Raw genomic sequence first — 18,944 nt, forward strand, 5'->3', positions numbered from 1 at the left:
TCAACCCATCCAATTCCTGTGAGGTTCGAATAGCCCCAATGCGCTGCGAACTGGACTTATACGCCGTTGTTCCGGTGCGCCGCGGCTGGCAGATATTGTCTCGATGAGTGATCCCACCAACCCGCAAACCGTACCCCAGCACGGCTTCTCCGGCGGGTCGGCCTATGACGATCGCGACGAAGACGGTTTCGTGTTCGATACGATGCCGCGCGGAAAGCTTATCCTGCCGGCCAGTCCGATACTCCGATTGATCAGGGCGACCCTCATCATCGGTGTCTTCTTCTGCGGTTGGGCGCTCCTTCGCATCGGCCAGATCAACCTGACCTTGAGCGACCTCATGCTTTCGGTGGTCTTCGCCGCAATGCTTTATCGCGGCGAGATCAACATCAAACCGTTTGGCGATCTGACGTTGTTCTGGCTGCTCGGTCTTGGGGCAATGCTCCTGGGACTTCTGATCGGAACCGTGATCAACGGCAGCGTCGATCGCTGGCTCGTCGCCGGTGCCCAGTATCTCTTCGCTTTCATGCTGATCCCGATGCTTCTCACGGGACAGCAACATTCCCTGACACGGATGCTCCCGGCATTGTTCGTTCTGGGCATTTCGGTCTCGCAGCTCATCGGCATCTCGGCCAGCCTGCTGTTCGAACATGGGGACACCAAGGATCTGCTCGGCTCCGGCTTCATCACCGGCAACGGCCGCTTGGGCGCGATGACGGGCGAGCCGAACCCCAACGGCGCGATGATCGCGTTCTCGATACCCATGCTTCTCTATTCCGTCCGCCGACGGATCATGCCTCTCGGCCTGGGCCTGCTGTGCGGCGTGCTGCTGGTCTGGGGACTTCTCGCCAGCGGCTCGTTCACGGGGTTCTCGGCAACCCTGGTCGCCCTTGCCGTCTACCTCGCCGTTTCGGGGATCGGACTCCTTATTCGCGTAGCCTTTCTCGCCGTAATCGGCGCTGCCCTGTTCCTTGCCGCGGGACTACCCCTGCCCGCCGCGTTCGAGGACCGGGTGGCGGGCGCGCTGACGACGGGCGATCTCAACGAGGCCGGAACCTTCGCAGGCCGTTCGGAGCTGATCGACGAGGCTTGGGAAATGGTCGACGACAACAGTCTCATCGGTCTCGGCGTCGACCAGTACAGGGTTATCAGCAGTCACGGCGCGCCGGTCCACGAATTCCATCTTCTGATCTGGAACGAGGGCGGTCTTCTCGGTTTTGCCGGCGTCGTGATCCTGCTTCTGACAATGTTCGCAGCGGCTTTCTCGGCAATCTCGCGAAGTCGCTTCGAAGGGGCCATGATCTTTGCGGTCGTCGTCGTATTCAACGTCTACGCGTTCTCCGTTCCGCACATGTACTCGCGCGTGTGGATCCTGCCGGTCCTCCTTGCGATGGCCACCTACTTCGCCCGCCGCGACGTTTCTGAAGCGTCCCCCAGCCAAGCCATGCCATATAGATGACGCCCGAAGAGATCACCAGGCTGTCGCCAGCCAAGGCCGAGGGCAACATCTTCCTGTCGAGGCTCGGCAGCATCGCGCACCTCCTGACGGGAAGCTTCGCGGTTGCGGCGGTAATGGCCTTGAGCACTGTCGTCGCGGCCAGGGCCTTGGGGCCGGAGGCCTACGGGGTTCTCGCCCTCGTGCTGACCATTGGGCGCATCTGCGAGAGGTTCATCCGTTTCGAGAGCTGGCAACCTATCATTAGGTTCGGCACTCAGACCGATATCGAGGAAAATCCCGAGGCGATGGGAAGGCTGTTCCTGCTCGGCCTCCTCCTCGACATTGGCTGCGCCCTGCTCGCCGCCGCGGTGATGCTGATCGGAGGATTCTTTATCCTCCCGTATATCGGGCTCGAGCAGTCGGACTTCTACCTTCTTGCCATTTTCGCACCGGCCATCGCCCTGAACATCAGCGGCGTACCCACCGCCGCCTTGCGACTTGCGGGCCAGTTCAAGCTGCTCGCCTATTTCCAGCTGTTTTCCGCCGTCCTGCGCCTGATCATGGCGGGGATTGCCTGGGCCATGGATGCGCCGCTCCCGATCTTCCTGGCGATCTGGACCCTTGCACAGATAATCAACACCGTCGTTTTCGGCCTTCTCGCGGCCCGCGCATTCAAGAATCTGGGGATCGCCAACCCGCTGCGCGCCGAGGTGAAAGGTCTTCTCGCCCGCTTCCCGGGCTTCATGGGCTTCGCATGGTCCACCAACGCCTCGAGCGCGCTGCGCACGCTCACGCACGAGCTCGACACTCTCCTTGTCGGTGCCTTTGCCGGCCCGGTCGCGGCTGGCTCCTACCATATCGCCAAGCGGTTCGCGAAAGTTGCCCAGCAGGTCGCGGCGCATGTTCAGGCGGTCATCTATCCCGACATGTCGCGCATGTGGGCCCGCAACCGCCAAAGCGAGGTTCGTTCCATCAAGGCCAAGATCCAGCTGGGCCTTGGCGGAGTGGGGCTTGCCGCCACTCTTGGCGTCGTAGCCGTGGGAAAACCCGGCATAGAATTCCTTTTCGGAGAGGGCTTCGACCTGGTTTACCCGCTCCTGGTCACGCAGCTCATAGCGGTCACCTGCATCATGATCGGCGCGCCCACGCGCTCGACCATGCTGGCCATGAACCGGCCGGGAACCGTCCTGATGATCGCTGTCCTGGCCACGGTCGTATTCTTTGCGACCGCGTTCATTGCGATCCCCGAGGTCGGAGCGATCGGAGCAAACTATGCGCATATCGGGTTTGGCCTGCTCACGGTGATCCTCCTCGAGATCACTTTCCGCATGGCCTACAAGGCGGACCAGCCGAATCCGCCCGTCCAGCCGGAGGGGACATGAGCGGTGCCTTCAAGAGCGCGAATGTTTCGCGGGACCTTGGGCAGGTCCGGTTTTCGAGGATCGGCTTCCACGGCGGCTCTGATCCGCTAGACTCCTCGAGGCGGCAGCTAGCGTACGCGCCAGTGGGCGGAAGCGCCGCGCGGAAAGACAATTTCATTCAGATTCATGAGGACAACAACCGTCGGTCGCCGATTCGTCGGCCTTCCGTTTCACGTCTTCGACCAGGCGATCGTTATTCTGGGGGACAGGGGTGCAATCTCGCGAAACCGTCATGCATGTGGTTACGGACTTTTCGTCAGCTGAGGGAGCGCAGACCATGCTCGCGCGCCTTCTCCGCCTGTCCACCGAACAGCGTGTCGTCGTGGTTCCGCTGATCGGACTTTCCGAACGCAATCGCCAACTGGCCGACAACCCGGACGTCATCTACCACCCGCTAGGCATGCGCTCGGCGCTCGGTCTTCCGGGTACGCTCGCGAAACTGACCTCGCTCATCCGGGCCGAGAAACCGCGCGTGATGCTGTGCTGGATGTATCACGCCATGGCTCTTGGCGCGATTGGGGGACGCCTGACGGGGACGCCGTTCTACTGGACGGTTCGTCAGTCGCTTGAAGATCCGGCTGCCTTCACGAGAAGCACGAGGATGGCCGTTTCCACCTGCCGGGCAATGGCGCGCTGGCCGGAAGGCATCATCTACAACTCGGCCCGCTCGAAAATCCATCATCAGGATTACGGCTACGACAACCCGAACTCGATCGTGATACCGAACGGGTTCGACCTCCCCGATGTCACGCCCCCTGCGCCGTCCGCGACTGCCAGGGTCTTCGGGATCGCCGGCCGCCTCCACCCGCAAAAAGACTATCCGACATTCTTCGCGGCCGCGGCCCGCGCCGGACGGGATCATCCTCATCTGCGCTTCTGCATTGCCGGCAAGGGAATGACGGCGGACAATCCGGAAGTCCGGGCCCTGATGGACGCTGCCGGCGCAAGCCCGGAGCAATTCGATCTTCTCGGGGAACTCAGCGACATGGCGCCGTTCTACCGGCGGATCGATGCACTTGTCCTGTCGTCTCGCACGGAGGGTTTTCCGAACGTCGTCGCGGAGGCGATGAGTTACGGCAAGCCTGTCGTCACCACCGATGTCGGCGATGCAGCAGACATCGTGGGAGACACCGGAATAGTCTGCCCTGCCCGCGATCCCGAAGCCCTGGCAGCGGGAATCGCCTTTTTCGCCAACGCCTCGTCCGAAACCTATTCCGAAAAGTGTCGGGCAGCGCTCCGTCGCATCGAAGACAACTATTCGCTGCCGAAGATTTACGAAACCTATCGTCGCTTCCTGGATGGCCGGGACGGCTGACAGAACGACAGTTCGACAAGACCGAGGACAGACGCAATGTGCGGAATTGCCGGATTCATCGACTACCGCCCCAAGGGCAAGGCCTCGGCAAGTGCCGCGCTACAGCCCATGATCGACAGCCTTGTCCATCGTGGCCCGGACGCCGACGGCGTCTGGGTGGATGACGAGGGGCGTGTTTCGCTCGGTCACCGGCGGCTCGCCATCATCGACCTTTCCGAGGCCGGCGCCCAGCCGATGAACTCTTCGAGCGGGCGATATTCGATCGTCTTCAATGGCGAGATCTTCGGATTTCTGGATACCCGCAGGAAACTCGCGGAGGCTGGCGTCGCCTTCAGGGGCCACTCCGACACCGAGGTGCTGCTCGAGGCAATCGAGCGCGAGGGCATCGAGACGGCCATCGCCAATTCGCCGGGCATGTTCGCCCTCGCCCTCTACGATCGCAAGACACGCGAAGTCACTTTCGTCCGCGACCGGCTTGGCAAGAAGCCCCTCTATATCGGGGTCGGCAAGGACGCTCTCTTCTTCGGGTCGGAGCTGAAAGCGCTGCTCGCCCATCCGGGGTTCAGTTCGCCATCGCTCGACCAGGAGTCGCTGGGCCTCTACGTGCGCTATGGCTACGTTCCCTCGCCAAGGTCGATATTCGAGAACGTGATCAAGCTTCCGCCGGGGGCCTGCCTCACCGTCTCCGTCGATCGCGCACCGGCGTCCAGCGCGGAATTGCTGGGAATGGCGAAGACATACTGGACTGCGCATGACACGGTGGCGAGCGGGCTGAAAACCCGCATCGCCGACGAAAGCCAAGCGCTGGAGGCGTTCGAGAGGGTTCTCGACCAGGCCATCCAGGAACGCCTGGTGTCGGACGTTCCGCTCGGCGTTTTCCTGTCCGGAGGCATCGACTCCTCCCTGATCGCGGCAAAGACCGAGGCCCTCACGCGGGAGAAGCCGAGGACGCTCACCATCCGCTTTGGCGAGGACCGCTTCAACGAGGCGGATTTTGCGGCCGATATAGCGCGACATCTCGGGACCCAGCACCTTGAACTGACGCTCACTCCGCAGGCGGCGCTCGATGCCGTTCAGGAGATGCCCGATGTCTTCGACGAGCCTCTTGCCGACCCCTCCCAGCTTCCCACGCTTCTGGTCTCCCGCCTGGCGCGAGAGCACGTGACCGTGGTCCTTTCGGGCGACGGCGGAGACGAAATTCTCGGCGGCTATGGACGTTACGCCATGATGCTGAAGATGGAGCGGCTGGCCCGGCGCGTGCCATCATTCCTGCCGAAACTCGCGAATGCCGCACCCACCGCCCTTCTCGACGGAGGATTGCGCCTTGCCGGCCGCGCTCTGCCGCAAGGCATGCGCGAACAGGTGTCGGGCGACCGGATCGGCAAGCTGGCCGAGATCCTGCGACATGGCAGCTTCCGCGAACGCTATCGCGAATTCATATCCCAGTGGCATCCAGATGACCTCCTGAAAGCGGATTTCGAAGAAGCCGGCTGCGCCTACGGAAGCGCAGAAGTGCCCGCGGGTTTGGACCACCTGGCCACGCTGATGTATCTCGACACCGTCGCATACCTGCCGGACGACGTGCTGGTGAAGGTAGACCGGGCCTCGATGGCATCGAGCCTGGAAGTCCGCTCCCCGCTGCTCGATCACCGGGTTCTCGCGATGGCCTGGCGTATGCCCGAGCCACTCCGCGTTTCGAGCGACGGGGTGGGCAAGATCGCGCTTCGCCGGATACTGGAGAAATACGTTCCAAGGGAACTGTTCGACCGGCCCAAGCAGGGATTTTCCGTTCCGATCAACGACTGGCTGCGAGGTCCGCTACGCGAGTTCGCCGGCGACATGCTGTCGTCGGATCGTATCTCGAAAGCCGGCCTTTTCGACCATCGCCTGGTCGATCGCCGGTGGTCGGAACATCAGTCCGGACAGCGCAATTGGGGCCAGCATCTGTGGACGCTGATCATGTTCGAGATGTGGAGGGACCGGTGGGGCGTCGGTTCCTAGTTCCACCGATCCGACGGGCGAGGAATTGAATGAATCGAGCGCCGGACGGTTTGAAAAGTTCAGCGCAAGAAAGCAGTTAGGCGGGCGAAGTCGCGGTTTCGGCGACACGAACATCCACCAAAGGGGTTAGTCGAAAGAGCACCCTACACCCCGCAATAGCATCTACCGCGTGCCCCCCTTCTCCTATAACCTCTTTGCTATTGTAGTAGAGAACCAGTGACCCGCTTGACAGCCGGCAAGGGAGAATACCGTGAACGATGTCGCCCTCAATCAGCCGAGCGAGGGTCTCCCAGTGCCGCGGCGGAATTATCTGGCGCAACAGAATGCACCCTATGTGCAGCCGGACCCGCCCGAACGTTTCGGCCTGATAGACCTGATCCGGATTTTCGAGCGCCACCGGATGCTGGTGTTCGCGATCGTGATCGTGGCGACGCTCGGTACGCTCGTCTGGCAGCTGACATCGCCGAACCTCTATCGCTCGACGGTGAACATCCAGGTCGAGCTTATCGACGCGACGGGCACCAACCAGGCGGACGTTCTGGCGCGAAATTCCCAGCGCATCGCGAACGAGAGCAAGCTGTACCAGTCGCGAAACTCGGCGCAGCACGTGGTCAACATCATGAACCTGCTCGAGAATCCCGATTTCCTGCGCGAAATGGGTATTCCGCCGGATTCCGATGTCACGCCAAGCATGGGTGCCGCCATTTCCACGCTCCTGAACATGACAGGCGTGGAATCCGAAGATGCATCCGACCTGATCGAATTCACCGCCGTCTCCCGTTCGCCCGAACTCGCGGCGGAAATCGCGAATACCTTCCCTGAAGCGGTCCGCGACCTCAAGGAGGAACGCAACTCGGCACGCCGCCAGCAATTGCTGGACGAGCTGGATGTGGAGCGTGAGGAGCGCATGGAGCGCGCAATCTCGGCGGCCGAGGAGCTTGCCGAGTTCAGAGTGCAGAACCAGATGCTCGTCGGCGCCGGAGGGTCTGAGGACCTTGCCCAGATCAACCGGATCGCGAGCGAGGCCGCATCGGCCGCAGCCATGGGATCGGGCACCGCTGCCCAAAGCGCGGGGGTTTCTCGCGCGGCCAGCATCAATTCCACCGCCGGGGCAACGTCCGCCGCGGTCCAGCAGTTGCAGCGCCAGGAAGCCGAGCTGAGCGCCGAATCCGCGCGCCTTTCGCAGACATACGGCATCGGTTACCCGGAACTTGCGCGAGTGCGGTCCGAATTGGACAACGTTCGCTCCGACCTTGCGCGCGCCGAGGAAGCGGCCCGGCAGGCCGCCCAGGCACAGGCGAATGCAGAATCGGCTCGGATGCGCGAGATGGCCCGCGCCGAAGCATCGCGCGACGCGGCACGCGCCGGACAGTTGCAGGCGGTCGTTTCATCGCTGACTTCCCGCGCATATCAGAACGCAGCCAACACGCCCCTGCTCGAACAACTGGAACGGGAGGCTGTTGCGACAGCGGCCGCGGTGGCGGAGATCGCCAACCAGATAACCCTCGTCCGGTCCGAGAAGCTCGTTGAAGGCGTGACGTCGAACATCATCTCGCCCGCCATTCCCAATGACCAGCGCATCTCCCCGTCTCCGCTGAAAGTCACCTCGGTGGCAATGATCGGTGCGGCCATTCTTGCGATGATGATCGCCTTCACAATCGACGTGCTCGACGATCGCCTGCGCACCGTGGATCAAATCCGCAAGTACTTCGGCCTCCGGGTCTTCGGGATGCTGCCCGCGCTGGACGACGGCATATCGACCAAGCTCCGCGAGTCCCCCGTCTTCATGCGGCCACAGTCGCTCTTCTCGGAAGTCGCGCGGTCGATCTATTCGGAAATCCGAGCTCTCATGCCGCTCAACCAGTCGCAGAGCGTGCTCATAACCTCTCCCCTTCCCGGAGACGGCAAATCGGTCATCGCCCTCACCGTCGCCGCCGCAGCGGTCGCGATGGGCAAGCGGGCGGTCATTCTGGATCTCGATCTGCGGCGCTCGGGAATCCTTCAGGATATCCAGCAGAACATCGACGCGCCCGAGCTGATGGACGTGGTTCGCGGCAACGTGGACCTCCACGCACTTACCGCCCCCCGGGACCCCAAGACGACCGAAGGCGATCAGAAGATTACCGACCTGGTGATTCCCAACGATATCGACGACATGCTGAGCCGGTTCATGCTGCTCAGCGCTTCGCAGCCGGTGGCAGAGCCTGCTGCCGTTCTCGGGTCGTCGCGTTTTCGCCAGCTCGTGCTCGAACTCAAGGCGCGCTTCGATCTGGTGATCGTGAATGCGCCTGCCGTTCTGGCCGTGCGCGATGCCCGCTCCATGTGCGACTACACCGACGACACGCTGCTCGTCGCGAAATGGGGCGACACGACGATCGAGCAGTTCCGTGCGGCGCTGGAATCGCTCGGCAGCGGGAACGTGGCCGGCTGCGTCTACAACCACGTGGACTATGCCGAACATGCCCGTCGCAAGTACGGCGACTCGATCCAGTTCTACTACGAAACCGCAAACTACTTCAGCGAAGGCGTGCCCAGGAAGCTGTCGGCCCGCGAAAGGTTCGCCCGCCTCTTCCGTCGCATGCCGTTCTCCACAATGCGCAGCGCAGCGAACTAACGGACGAGGTCGTGCGTTCCGATGTGATCAGCGACGTTTCCTCGCTTGTCTTGCCATGTCCCAGGTGCCCCCGCGAGGCCGCACCAAGCCGAGCTTCGCGGCAGGGATCAGGAGGATCTGAGGCAGGGATCAGGAGGATCTGAGGCATGACCCCGACCTCCTTCTTCGCCCGCATCTGCGCCCTGGTTCTCCTCGTCGTCCTTTCTCCCTTGCTGATCGCGCTCTGGCTCATCTGCCTGGTCGCCCACGGTCGTCCGGTCATGTTTCGGCAGTTCCGCGCGGGAAAGGATACGAAGCCTTTCCGGCTGCTGAAGTTTCGCACCATGTGCAATTCGCGCGACGAGGATGGGAATCTTCTTCCCGATGAGCAGCGCGTCACCGCAGTCGGCACGTTCCTGCGCCGGACGCGGATCGATGAATTGCCGGGACTGGTAAACGTCGTGCGTGGCGACATGGCCTTTGTCGGACCGCGACCGCTATTGCCGGAGACGATCGAGGAACTGGGCGAGCGCGGACGCAAGCGTTGCGCGGTCAAGCCCGGCCTTACAGGCTGGTCGCAGGTCAACGGCAACACGCTGCTCACCCTCGACCAGAAAGTCGCTCTCGACCTATGGTACATCGATCATCGCGGTGCGCTTCTCGATCTCAGGATATTGGCCCTTACGCTCTTCGTGGTGGTTGCCGGAGAAAGGATACGATCCGGTACCGCCTGACCTTCTAGCGGGATGCAGCGATCATGGCTGCTGTCCGGCCAGGCGAAGCCGATCTCGAAGCCTATGAAAGGGACCAAAGCCCAATGACTTCCAAGCCCCTATCGGTTCTTTTCACTTCGGCCGGCAGACGGGTTGAACTGGTCAACTGCTTCACCGCGGCAGCGCAGAAGCTTGGCGTTTCGATCTCGACCCACGCCTGCGATCTGAAGCCGGAATTGAGCGCGGCATGCCATGTCGCTTCCCAGTCCTTCGCCGTTCCGCGCTGTGATACGCCCGACTACGTCGAGAGGCTTCTGGAATACTGCGACCGGCACAAGATCGACCTGCTGATCCCGACAATCGATCCCGAATTGTATCCCCTTGCCCTTGCCAAGCGGCAATTTGCCGAGGTCGGCACCAGGGTCCATGTCAGCGGGCCGGAAACGATCGAGATCGTGCGCGACAAGGCCCGGACAACCGAAGTCCTGCAAGACCACGGCGTGCCTGTCCCCAAAACGGGCAGCGTCGAGGCAGCGAGGGAGCACCCCGAGGACTGGGAATGGCCGGCATTCATCAAGCCATCGGGCGGGAGCGCCAGCCGGGGCATCGATATCATCGAGAGCCCGAGCATGATCGCCGATTCCTACGACGAACCGATGATCCTTCAGCAGTTGCTGAAAGGAGACGAGTACACGATCAACATGATGGTCGATGAAGACGGCGCTATACGCGCGGTCATTCCGCACAGGCGCCTGTCGGTAAGGGCCGGCGAGGTCGAGAAGGGTGTGACGGTCCGCAGATCGGACATCGATGATATCGCCGCCCGGATCGTGGAGGCCCTGCCAGATCCCGAAGGCGTGATGTGTTTCCAGCTGATCGCCGACGAACGCACCGGGCCGCGCGTCTTCGAAATCAACGCCCGGTTCGGGGGCGGCTACCCCCTTGCCGATCGCGCCGGAGCGCGCTTCGCCGAGAGGCTGCTCTATCAGCTCGGCGACGGAACCGGGTGGACTGACAGCCCATGGAAGGAGGGCGTGACCATGCTCCGGTATGACGCGGCGGTTTTCCTTGATTGAGATCGAAGCCGAGGTCCTGGTCTTCGATCTCGACGATACCCTCTATCTGGAAAGGGACTTCGCCGAGAGCGGCTATCGTTCCATCGCCCGGCATTTCGGCGACGAGGTGGGTGGAGACCTGTTCGCTTCCGAGTGTCGCAGTCTCCTGGCCAAGGGCACGAGAGGAAACATCTTCGACCTCGCGCTGTCGCGCTGTCGCATCGAGTCGACGCCCGAGCTGATCGACACGCTGGTACGGCACTATCGAACCCATTCCCCGGAAATCGCCTTCTGCGAAGATGTCTCGCGCTTCTTCGATCGCGGGGTCGACATGCCGACGGGTCTGATTACCGATGGCCCGAAGGAGGGACAACGCGCCAAGATCGCGGCGCTGGGACTGGACAGGACCATCGATCACGTGGTGGTGACCGGAGAGTGGTCGAAGGAATTCTCAAAACCGCACCCGAGGGCCTTCGAATTGATCGAGAGCCTCACCTCGTCTTCGAAGCACAATCTCGTCTATATCGCTGACAACGCGGCGAAGGATTTCATCGGTCCCAGGCAACTGGGTTGGCAAACTGTCCAGATCGTCCGTTCCGGCCGCATCCATGACGGATCGCCCGCCAAGCCCGGACACGAGGCGGACCACGTCGTCACGTCTTTCGACGAGCTCCAGATCAGATCCAGGGCCTGAAGCAGGCGCCCACGCGCTTCGTCTCGCGGAATCACATCGGATTTACGGGCGGATTGTATTCGCGCATCACGTCGAGCGGGCGTTTCTGCGAATAGGCCACCATGGCATCCGGGTCGGGGTAGCCCACACCCATGAAAAACACGGGCCTCTCGTATCCCTTCAGGCCGAGGACTTTCTCCGCCCTTCTTTCGTGGGCCTCGAGATCGGGCCAGTTGAAGATGCAGGAGGCCAGTCCGAGCGTTTCCAGAGCATATGAAAATGACATCGCTGCAAGCGATCCGTCGATGTAGGGAACGTGCCGGTCTTTCTCGTCGTAGAACGCGTCCAGCGTTCCCAGGACGATCACGATAACCGGAATGTTGTGCTTGAACCCGGAGGTGCCACCCGGCAGCGAGGCCACCGTGTCGATGACATCGGGATCGTCGAAAACGAGGAACCGGAAGGGCTGGCGGTTGCATGCGCTCGGAGAGAGGCCGGCAACCGTAAAGGCCTTGTCGAGCAATTCGCGGGGAACCGGCTTCTGCTCGAACCAGCGCACCGACCGTCTCTTGACGGCCAGCTTTTCCAGCTGTTCGTAGGTCACCGGATTTTCGTCGAGGAGGCGCTTGTACGGAATGCGCTTCACGGTATCGACGCAGCCGTCTTCAGGTGCGGGACATTGCTCGAAAACCTCGCGGGCGTGGTCCACTACCGGGTCGGAGCCCACGGCATTGAAGTATTCCTGAAGCACATCGTAACCCCAGCGCAGAGAATCGAGAGACCTTTCCTGCGAGCGAGCCGGGTCGGCGACGATCTTGCGATAGACGTTTACTGTCTCGAGAATGTAGTCCTTCGCGAACACCGGGCGCCGGGGCCGCATCAGCAGGCCCTTTTCCAGCCGATGGACGTTGCGGCGCATCAGGAAGATGTTGGCGTCGTTCTCCTGAAGTTCGGCATGATACTTCGCGATCCCCAGGAGCACCCCCCGTTCCTCTCGCTGGAATTTCCACGAAAGCAAAGAGTAGTAGGCCGAGGCCAGGGGCTTCATCCTCGACGATAGTTTCCAGAAGGCGGTCTGCGCCGAAGTGGCCAGTCGGCTCGTCCCCGATTCCCTGAAAAACAGCCGCGCATCGCGCAGCCGATCAACATGATGGTCGGACAACATCTTTTTAACGAGCGGTTTCATTACAAAGATTCTCCATGGAAACGCCGCGTCCAGCCCTGGGAAGGGCTGGGGCGCAAAATAACTCCTCACGAATCTATTGAATTCCAATTCGGTCTGGAATTTCTGCTTAAAACTTTCTGGCCATTGTTCAATCGTTCAGTGCTTCAAGTGCATCCTTTACAACAGAGCTGGATTGGATCTTCGCAAGACCTTCTTTTATGCGCTTCGATTCTTCAGAATACCTGACGCTCATTTCATCGATTTTCTCGATGATCTGATCGAATCCCGGATTTCTAACGTCGAAGACGTAGTCCTGTTGCTGGAAATGCGCCGCAAGGTCGGTGTACTTTGCCGCCCAGCCGAAGATGATGGCCGGGACACCGCTCCTGTAGGCGAAAATAATCGAGTGGTAGCGTGATGCGACCACGTACTTGAACCGGCTGATCATCTCGATCAGCGTGGGGCTGGAATAGTCCCCGGTGATTACCGTGACCTTGTCCCTGTTCTTCGATTCCTTCAGGATTTCTTCGGTGAGATCCAAGTCCGCCGTAGAGGTGTTGAGGAAGTAGACCTTCTCCCCGCTGTCCACCAGCTTGTCCAGGATGCGCGCATAAAGCGCGCGGACCTTCGCGGGATCGCCGATCCGGAAGAGATTTTCATTCACGATGAAGCCGACGGAATCCTCATCCGGATATTCGATCGACTGGGCGGAGCCGGATTCGAGAATGTCGCTGCTTGTCGGGAAAGGCTTCTCCCTGAGGACGATGTCGGCGGACAGTTCGACGTTGTTCAATCCCAGCGCCTTCAGGCACTCGTAGCCTTCCCTTTCACGCGCGTAGACCTTCGAACAGTAGCTCAGTTCATGCTTCACCCGCTGGAGGTATTCGGCGTCATCGTCCTCCCCCCAGTCGAACGGTCCGAAACTCTGCGGCATGAGGACGATCTTCTTGCCGTAGCGCCTCGCCATCCTGATCGTGTCCAGCAGGCGTTCCCCTGCTCCCTTGCTCCATCCGGAGCCGAGAGTGTATCCGCTCGCATCGAAGATGGCGTCCGCTTCCTGCAGCGCCTTGTTCATCTCCGCGATCTTGCCGTTCCACTTGTCCGTCTTTCTCATGAAGGCGGCGAGGCGGGTCAGGAAATGTGTGAGGAACAGGGTCCGGTCGAGCTTATACTTGAAGACGAGACGGGTGTAATCGTCATGCGGCAGGAGCTTGAACGCGTATTGGTCGGGATCGTCCGTCTTGAAGGCGAAGCCGATGACCTCGCAATCCGCGTGACGCGCCTTGAGAGCATAATAGAGCGAAAGAAACATGGCCTGGGAGCCTTTGTTTCGCATTTGTATGCCGGTTACGATGAACTTCTTCATGGCGCGTAATCATCTCGTTTCTTCACGCAGAGCCAGGCTGTGGACGTGCTCGTCAGCTTTTCCAGTCCACCTGTTCACTCCGTGCGCAGGACCGGTCGGGTCAGCGCTGTTGGCAAATGCTCCTCACGCTCTTCGCAATTGCAACGAAGTCCGCAAGTCACGTGACAAAGGCCATCGTTGTTGACGACGTCTTCATCCGCAGGCCTACCATCCGGCATGCTGCGGCGCAGTTGCTAAAACGGACTAACTCATTATCGGTGGGGCCCAGGCCCGGTGCGAACGGACCGATGCCCTTCACCGTGCAGAGCCTAGCCGTCAGCGTCTTACCTCGCCCGATCCATCGGCCGGTACCAGTGACTGAGCGAATGGCCGCTCATCTTCTCCAGTGCCTCGATCGAAGGGCCGAAGTAGTCGTTGAGCCGCTTGCGCAGATCCTCCGTCAGCGGAGGATATTCCGTTTCCCTCGCCAGCGACGCCCGAATGGTCTCGAACGCGCTCGTGCCCCGCAGCGGACGCACAATCGGCTTCATCCATCCAAAGCGCTTGCGCACCTGTGCGGGAACGACCGGTTCGGCCTTGTCCTTCACCTTCCTGCGTGCAGCTGGCGCAAGCTGGCGTGGCGGCAGACCCAGGTGATCGCGTACCCGTGAGATCTGCTTTTGGGGGTCTTGCAAAACCCCCTCGAAGAACAGGATGAGCAGCCGCTCACGACCGAAGAGGTCGATGTACCCTTGCAGATGCGACGCGAAATTCCCGGCAACCAGCAAGCGGAAATTCTCGCTCTGCACGGGATCGAGGTAGGATTCGATATCCGATCCGACATCGCCCCGCCTGAACAGCATGCAGTAGTTCGAATAGGCGCGCTCGACCGGATTGCGCAGCTGGGCAATCAGCTTCACGTGAGGCATCACGCGGTGCATGCGTTCCGCTGATTGGGACTCGTAAAGGTAGGAATTGGATTTCTCGCCGACGGTTTTCCCGCTGAGATCGCCATCGAATTGCGACAGATACCACTCTTCCCCGCGATCATACTCCCTGGAGAAGTAGTGGAGTTCGGGGTCGGGCATGTAGATCGCCGGGTCCGCCTGCAACTGGGTCTGCAGCCAGGTTGTCGCCGATTTCGCAGCGCCTACGACGACAAAGTCGATATCAGTGAACCGCATCAGCAAGCGAACCCTTCGAATGACTCGTCGAGACGGTTCCCTTCATGCCAGAGTGCAATCCACGTCTAGGATCGCGCCGGACGAAAAGTTCGACCATCAGGCTCAATGCTAGAAAGATGGCCGAGTAAAAATCCCTTTGCAATCATCCTCATGGATAGTGTGCCTTGCTCTCTCAGGTAGGTGGCCGCCGCTAGAACCCGGTCTGCCGCGTCTATCGGGGCGCAACGCCTTGCAAGACGAGGCAAACCCGCCGGAATCGCTGGAACCGGCCGCCTCGCCCGGACCATCGAAAAGGTGTTAGTCCGTTTTCCCAAATGCAGCGCGACTGGCCTGCTGGTAGTCCGCCACCCGACAAGTGGTTTCCATGAATGGCGTTTTCCACGTCTGCCCGAGCCCCGTGATCGTGATGCAACGTGCCCCAACGAGGGACTGGTGCAGAGGAAAAAGCGCGGAAGCGGAATAGTTGAGGCAGACCGGCGCGAGGGGGGGGAAGGATGGAGTTCAGCGAGATAAGAAAGCCTGTCGCTCCCCGTGCCCCGGATGCCCGAATTCTCTTCGTGCTGCCGTCCCTCGGGGCAGGCGGAAGCGAAAGGGTCGTCACGACCCTCGCGAATTTCTGGGCAGGCCAGGGTCGGCAAGTCGGCATCGCCAATTTCGACGCGCCGGATTTCGAACCATATTACCCGCTAGCAGAGGAAGTCGCCCTCTTTCGCCTCGATCTGCCCGCCCCTGCGAGCCGCCTGCCAGGCCAGATCAAGCAGACCTTTCGCCGCATCCGGGCTCTCGAACGCGTCTATCGCGAATTCAAGCCGGATGTGGTGATCAGCTTCCTGACAAAGGCCAACGTGATGGCCATCCTGGCGGCCAGGCGGGTGGGCGTGCCGGTCATCATTTCCGAACGCAACAACCCGACGTTGCAGACCTTCAACGCCTTCTGGCGCATGGCACGCTCGTACACCTACCCGAAGGCATTCTCATTCGTGACGATGACGAGGGGCGCGGCGGAATATTATCCAGAGCGCCAGCGGCCGCGCACGACCATAATTCCCAACCCCGTCAACCTGCCCGAATCCTGGTCCGATCGTCGCGGCGGCAATACGATCACGGCCGTGGGGAGGCTGACCGGCCAGAAGCAATTCCACCTGCTGATCGATGCCTTTGCCAGGATCGCACCGGAGTTCCCGGAGTGGAACCTGGTGATCTGGGGCGAAGGCGATCGGCGCGGCGAACTCGAAAGTCAGCGCTCACGGCTGGGGCTCGATGATCGGATTGCCCTGCCCGGCCTTACCGATTGGCCGGGACAATGGATCGAGACGGCCGATGTGTTCGTACTTTCTTCGGCCTACGAAGGCTGGCCGAATGTCATTGTCGAGGCCATGGCGGCCGAACTGCCGGTCGTCGCATTCGATTGCGAGCACGGCGTCTCCGACATGATAGAGGATGGCGTCAACGGCAGGATCGTCCCGTTGAATGACGTCGCCGCGCTCTCCGATGCCTTGGCAAGCGTGCTGGGAGACACCGGACTTCGGGAAGGCCTGGCACACCGGGCGCTGCAGGCTTCGGCAAGATACAACACCGGCGCGATTGCCGATAGGTGGATAGACATCTTCGAGGACGCGATCGCTGTGCGGTAACGCTCGTTCAGCGCACTTCGGCCGCGTCAGGGCATCGGATCGCCCGCCAGATAACTCAGATATTCCTCGATATTCGACCAGCCATCGGAGTCCCGGTCCTGCCAAGTGTCGGACGGATCGCCGGGATCCAGGCCCTCCCGGGCTTCCTCCCAGGCATCGGGCATTCCATCGCCGTCGCTGTCGGGCGCGCCGCGTTCCACCGCCAGATCGGGCCATCCGCCCACATCGCTGGGATCGTTGATCCTGCCGCCCTGGCAGCTTCGCACATTCTCGATGACGGCGGCGTCCAGCCGATCCAGTTGTCTTTCAGGCCCATGCCGCGCTCCCGCATCGGTCAGGACGGATTCGTAGACGACAGCCGACGGCAGCGGTGACACCGACAGCGGCGTGCGAGGTTCCGAAACCAGATAGGCCCGCGCATCGTCGTCGGCGATCGGGCGATTGCGCGAACGATCGCACAACATGTCCATCTGATTGGCGAGATGCAGATTGTCGTGCTCGTACACCTCCATCGTGAATCCCTGTTCCTCGCCGAACGGCAAGACCTGGAACGCGACGGGCGGCGGTGTTTCCCTGGTGCTTGGGCCGGGAAGAACCACGTTGCCCACGTAGCTGATCCAGGTGTCGCCGTAGAGGTTCCTGAATTCCCCGAATTGCGAAGTCGCATCGTAGAAGACGTTGTTCACGATATCGACGGGGCCAGCGGGGGACGAGGCTATGTCCGGGTTCCGGTCGCGGTTGTGAGCAAACAGGTTCCCGTACAGGGTCACCCTGCCGCACATGCTGGCCGACCCGTCATCCGCGCACAGCAGCGCACCCTTGGAATGGCGGCCGCGCGGGTGGTTCGCCTTGTCCAGCGAAAGCGACGTGATGCTACGCGCGATGGTGATGTCCTCGCTCGCCAGGTCTTCCGTTCCCAGGCTCAGGTTCTCGTCGGTGGCGAACTGGGCGGAAACCCGGTCGACATAGATGTTCGAGCTGCTTTCGATGGCAAGCGCATCGACGTTGGAGGACGGCTCGCGACTTGCTCCCGGCCGGAACTTGAGGTTGCGCAGCAGGACGTCGTGCGCCTCGAAGATCATCAGCGGCGAGCTGCGCCCGTCACCCAGCCTGATCTGCACGCCTTCTCCCGGCGCAGTCTGGCCCGCGATGTAGGTGTTTGACGATACCCGTATCTGGTCATCGACCACGATCGTACCCGATATGTCGAACACGCAGACGCGAGCGGGGCGATCGTGCTCGGCACAATCCCGCAAGCTTCCGGGCCCCTCGTTCTCCAGGGTCGTGACATGATAGATCTCTCCGCCACGCCAGCCGGTCGCGTTTCGGCCATATCCCACGGCGCCGGGGAACGCGATCTCCGCTGTCGTGTCCTGACCGGCCAGGCTTTCGCCGGGAGCCATATCGTCGGTGCCGGCCATGCAGGCCTTGGCTGAGAGCATGATGCCGAAGACGACAGGGGCATGTCTCAAGAAATGATGCATACCTCCCACCTCTTACAGATAATCGCGCCTAGCAAGTGTTGCCGCGTCGATTGATGTCATACCGGATTTTCGGAGCTAAGTCTGCAATCTATAGACGAATTCGTCGCACCCCGAACCGAATATTCCAAGCTCCTTGGGACGCGAGAACTCTTTCTCCTTCACGAAGCCCAGCGGAGCCAGCATCGTTTTTAACCCGTGCGGCGACATCGATTCGTACGGGTATCCCCCCAGCCAGTCATGCACATCGTGCCAGTAGTCCATCCCCCGCCGCCTGTCCGACTGCTTCTTTCGGCCAGTCACCAGGCATGCAAAACGAAAACCGGCATCGAACACCTTCTTTGCCCTGTCCTGCGCCGCGGGCGATGCCGACTTGTACCAGCGCTTCTCGGCTTTCCAGAACGGGTCCAGGTACGTAGGGCGATACAATGCGAGGACCAGCAAGCCGCCCTTCCTGACGAGAGATGCCGCCGCCCTGATCGCCGCATCCTGATCGCCGGTATGATGAAGAACGCCCCAGGAATAGACGACATCGAACTGCCCATCCTCGGCAGGCGACATGTCGAACACGCTCCTTTCCTGAACATCGTACACGTCCGGAGACAGGTACTGCGACAGTACGGTCCTGGTGGTTTCGACGCTCTTGGGATCGACATCGACCGCAGTGACGTGGCGCGCCCCGAGCATTCCTGCAGCGCAGCTGTGCAGGCCGGAGCCGCTGCCGATGTCGAGGAATGTCGAACCCCTGATCTGATCTTCGCTCAGGAGCTTCAGGAGCCCTTCCTTGGCCGATGCGATCCTGTCGTCGTCGATCAGCTTCGAGTACTCGTTCCAGTTTCCGCCGAAGTCGAAGTGCTCTTCGACTGACCTTAGATTGGTGCTCATTTCCAGACCTCCGGGGCAGACCCAACTATGGCGAAAACAACAAG

14 protein-coding genes are annotated in these 18,944 nt (G+C 61.2%); 9 read left to right on the forward strand and 5 right to left on the reverse strand.

All coding sequences use genetic code 11. The annotated features are described in order from the left end of the window. Nucleotides 1-103: 103 nt before the first annotated feature. The 8 genes from AAA989_RS02120 (at nt 104) to AAA989_RS02155 (ending at nt 11,227) form a co-directional block, all read left to right on the forward strand. Nucleotides 104-1,456 (forward strand): O-antigen ligase family protein, encoded by a 1,353-nt coding sequence (locus AAA989_RS02120; protein ID WP_338240834.1) that lies wholly within the window; start codon nt 104-106, stop codon nt 1,454-1,456. Next, complete coding sequence (locus tag AAA989_RS02125; protein WP_338240836.1) at nt 1,453-2,817, forward strand: lipopolysaccharide biosynthesis protein; 1,365 nt, start codon at nt 1,453-1,455, stop codon at nt 2,815-2,817. Before AAA989_RS02120 ends, AAA989_RS02125 begins: the two co-directional genes overlap by 4 nt. Before the next feature lie 316 nt (nt 2,818-3,133). Continuing rightward, nucleotides 3,134-4,171, forward strand: a complete 1,038-nt coding sequence (locus tag AAA989_RS02130) for a glycosyltransferase (protein WP_338240838.1) — start codon at nt 3,134-3,136, stop codon at nt 4,169-4,171. A 36-nt stretch (nt 4,172-4,207) separates the two neighbouring features. After that, nucleotides 4,208-6,172 (forward strand): asparagine synthase (glutamine-hydrolyzing), encoded by a 1,965-nt coding sequence (gene asnB / locus AAA989_RS02135; RefSeq protein ID WP_338240839.1) that lies wholly within the window; start codon nt 4,208-4,210, stop codon nt 6,170-6,172. A 250-nt stretch (nt 6,173-6,422) separates the two neighbouring features. After that, nucleotides 6,423-8,786: a GumC family protein gene (locus AAA989_RS02140; RefSeq protein ID WP_338240841.1), complete on the forward strand. Its 2,364-nt coding sequence runs from the start codon at nt 6,423-6,425 to the stop codon at nt 8,784-8,786. Nucleotides 8,787-8,932: 146 nt separating this feature from the next. After that, nucleotides 8,933-9,499 carry a sugar transferase gene (locus tag AAA989_RS02145; protein ID WP_338240842.1) on the forward strand — a complete coding sequence of 189 codons (567 nt, stop codon included), beginning with the start codon at nt 8,933-8,935 and terminating at the stop codon, nt 9,497-9,499. A gap of 83 nt (nt 9,500-9,582) precedes the next feature. Next, complete coding sequence (locus tag AAA989_RS02150; RefSeq protein ID WP_338240844.1) at nt 9,583-10,554, forward strand: ATP-grasp domain-containing protein; 972 nt, start codon at nt 9,583-9,585, stop codon at nt 10,552-10,554. After that, on the forward strand, nt 10,547-11,227 hold the full coding sequence (locus AAA989_RS02155; protein ID WP_338240845.1) for an HAD family hydrolase: 681 nt from the start codon (nt 10,547-10,549) through the stop codon (nt 11,225-11,227). The genes AAA989_RS02150 and AAA989_RS02155 overlap by 8 nt, the downstream gene beginning before the upstream one ends. A 31-nt stretch (nt 11,228-11,258) precedes the next feature. Here AAA989_RS02155 and AAA989_RS02160 read toward each other — a convergent pair whose 3' ends face one another. From AAA989_RS02160 to AAA989_RS02170, 3 genes are all read right to left on the reverse strand, one after another. Beyond that, nucleotides 11,259-12,392 carry a nitroreductase family protein gene (locus AAA989_RS02160; RefSeq protein WP_338240846.1) on the reverse strand — a complete coding sequence of 378 codons (1,134 nt, stop codon included), beginning with the start codon at nt 12,390-12,392 and terminating at the stop codon, nt 11,259-11,261. Between the two features lie 127 nt (nt 12,393-12,519). Then, nucleotides 12,520-13,737, reverse strand: coding sequence for a polysaccharide pyruvyl transferase family protein (locus AAA989_RS02165; protein WP_338240850.1), 1,218 nt, complete (start codon nt 13,735-13,737; stop codon nt 12,520-12,522). A gap of 323 nt (nt 13,738-14,060) precedes the next feature. Further along, a complete protein-coding gene (locus AAA989_RS02170) occupies nt 14,061-14,900 on the reverse strand; it encodes a sulfotransferase family protein (RefSeq protein WP_338240851.1) in 840 nt (279 codons plus the stop codon). 557 nt (nt 14,901-15,457) lie between these two features. On the opposite strand from AAA989_RS02170, the gene AAA989_RS02175 reads away from it, so the two are divergent. Then, a complete protein-coding gene (locus tag AAA989_RS02175; protein WP_338240853.1) occupies nt 15,458-16,534 on the forward strand; it encodes a glycosyltransferase family 4 protein in 1,077 nt (358 codons plus the stop codon). Between the two features lie 26 nt (nt 16,535-16,560). Here AAA989_RS02175 and AAA989_RS02180 read toward each other — a convergent pair whose 3' ends face one another. Beyond that, nucleotides 16,561-18,018: a pectate lyase family protein gene (locus tag AAA989_RS02180; protein ID WP_338240854.1), complete on the reverse strand. Its 1,458-nt coding sequence runs from the start codon at nt 18,016-18,018 to the stop codon at nt 16,561-16,563. Between the two features lie 75 nt (nt 18,019-18,093). Then, nucleotides 18,094-18,900, reverse strand: a complete 807-nt coding sequence (locus AAA989_RS02185) for a class I SAM-dependent methyltransferase (protein ID WP_338240855.1) — start codon at nt 18,898-18,900, stop codon at nt 18,094-18,096. Between the last annotated feature and the right edge of the window lie 44 nt (nt 18,901-18,944).

It is taken from the genome of Aurantiacibacter hainanensis, assembly GCF_036321025.1.
GTDB lineage: Bacteria > Pseudomonadota > Alphaproteobacteria > Sphingomonadales > Sphingomonadaceae > Alteraurantiacibacter > Alteraurantiacibacter hainanensis.

Excerpts from the sequence above, each read along its gene's own strand:
- AAA989_RS02120 (WP_338240834.1), top strand. The coding sequence starts at position 104 with ATGAGTGATCCCACCAACCCGCAAACCGTACCCCAGCACGGCTTCTCC.
- AAA989_RS02125 (WP_338240836.1), top strand. The coding sequence starts at position 1,453 with ATGACGCCCGAAGAGATCACCAGGCTGTCGCCAGCCAAGGCCGAGGGC.
- AAA989_RS02130 (WP_338240838.1), top strand. The coding sequence starts at position 3,134 with ATGCTCGCGCGCCTTCTCCGCCTGTCCACCGAACAGCGTGTCGTCGTG.
- asnB (WP_338240839.1), top strand. The coding sequence starts at position 4,208 with ATGTGCGGAATTGCCGGATTCATCGACTACCGCCCCAAGGGCAAGGCC.
- AAA989_RS02145 (WP_338240842.1), top strand. The coding sequence starts at position 8,933 with ATGACCCCGACCTCCTTCTTCGCCCGCATCTGCGCCCTGGTTCTCCTC.
- AAA989_RS02150 (WP_338240844.1), top strand. The coding sequence starts at position 9,583 with ATGACTTCCAAGCCCCTATCGGTTCTTTTCACTTCGGCCGGCAGACGG.
- AAA989_RS02160 (WP_338240846.1), bottom strand. The coding sequence starts at position 12,392 with ATGAAACCGCTCGTTAAAAAGATGTTGTCCGACCATCATGTTGATCGG.
- AAA989_RS02165 (WP_338240850.1), bottom strand. The coding sequence starts at position 13,737 with ATGAAGAAGTTCATCGTAACCGGCATACAAATGCGAAACAAAGGCTCC.
- AAA989_RS02170 (WP_338240851.1), bottom strand. The coding sequence starts at position 14,900 with ATGCGGTTCACTGATATCGACTTTGTCGTCGTAGGCGCTGCGAAATCG.
- AAA989_RS02180 (WP_338240854.1), bottom strand. The coding sequence starts at position 18,018 with ATGCATCATTTCTTGAGACATGCCCCTGTCGTCTTCGGCATCATGCTC.
- AAA989_RS02185 (WP_338240855.1), bottom strand. The coding sequence starts at position 18,900 with ATGAGCACCAATCTAAGGTCAGTCGAAGAGCACTTCGACTTCGGCGGA.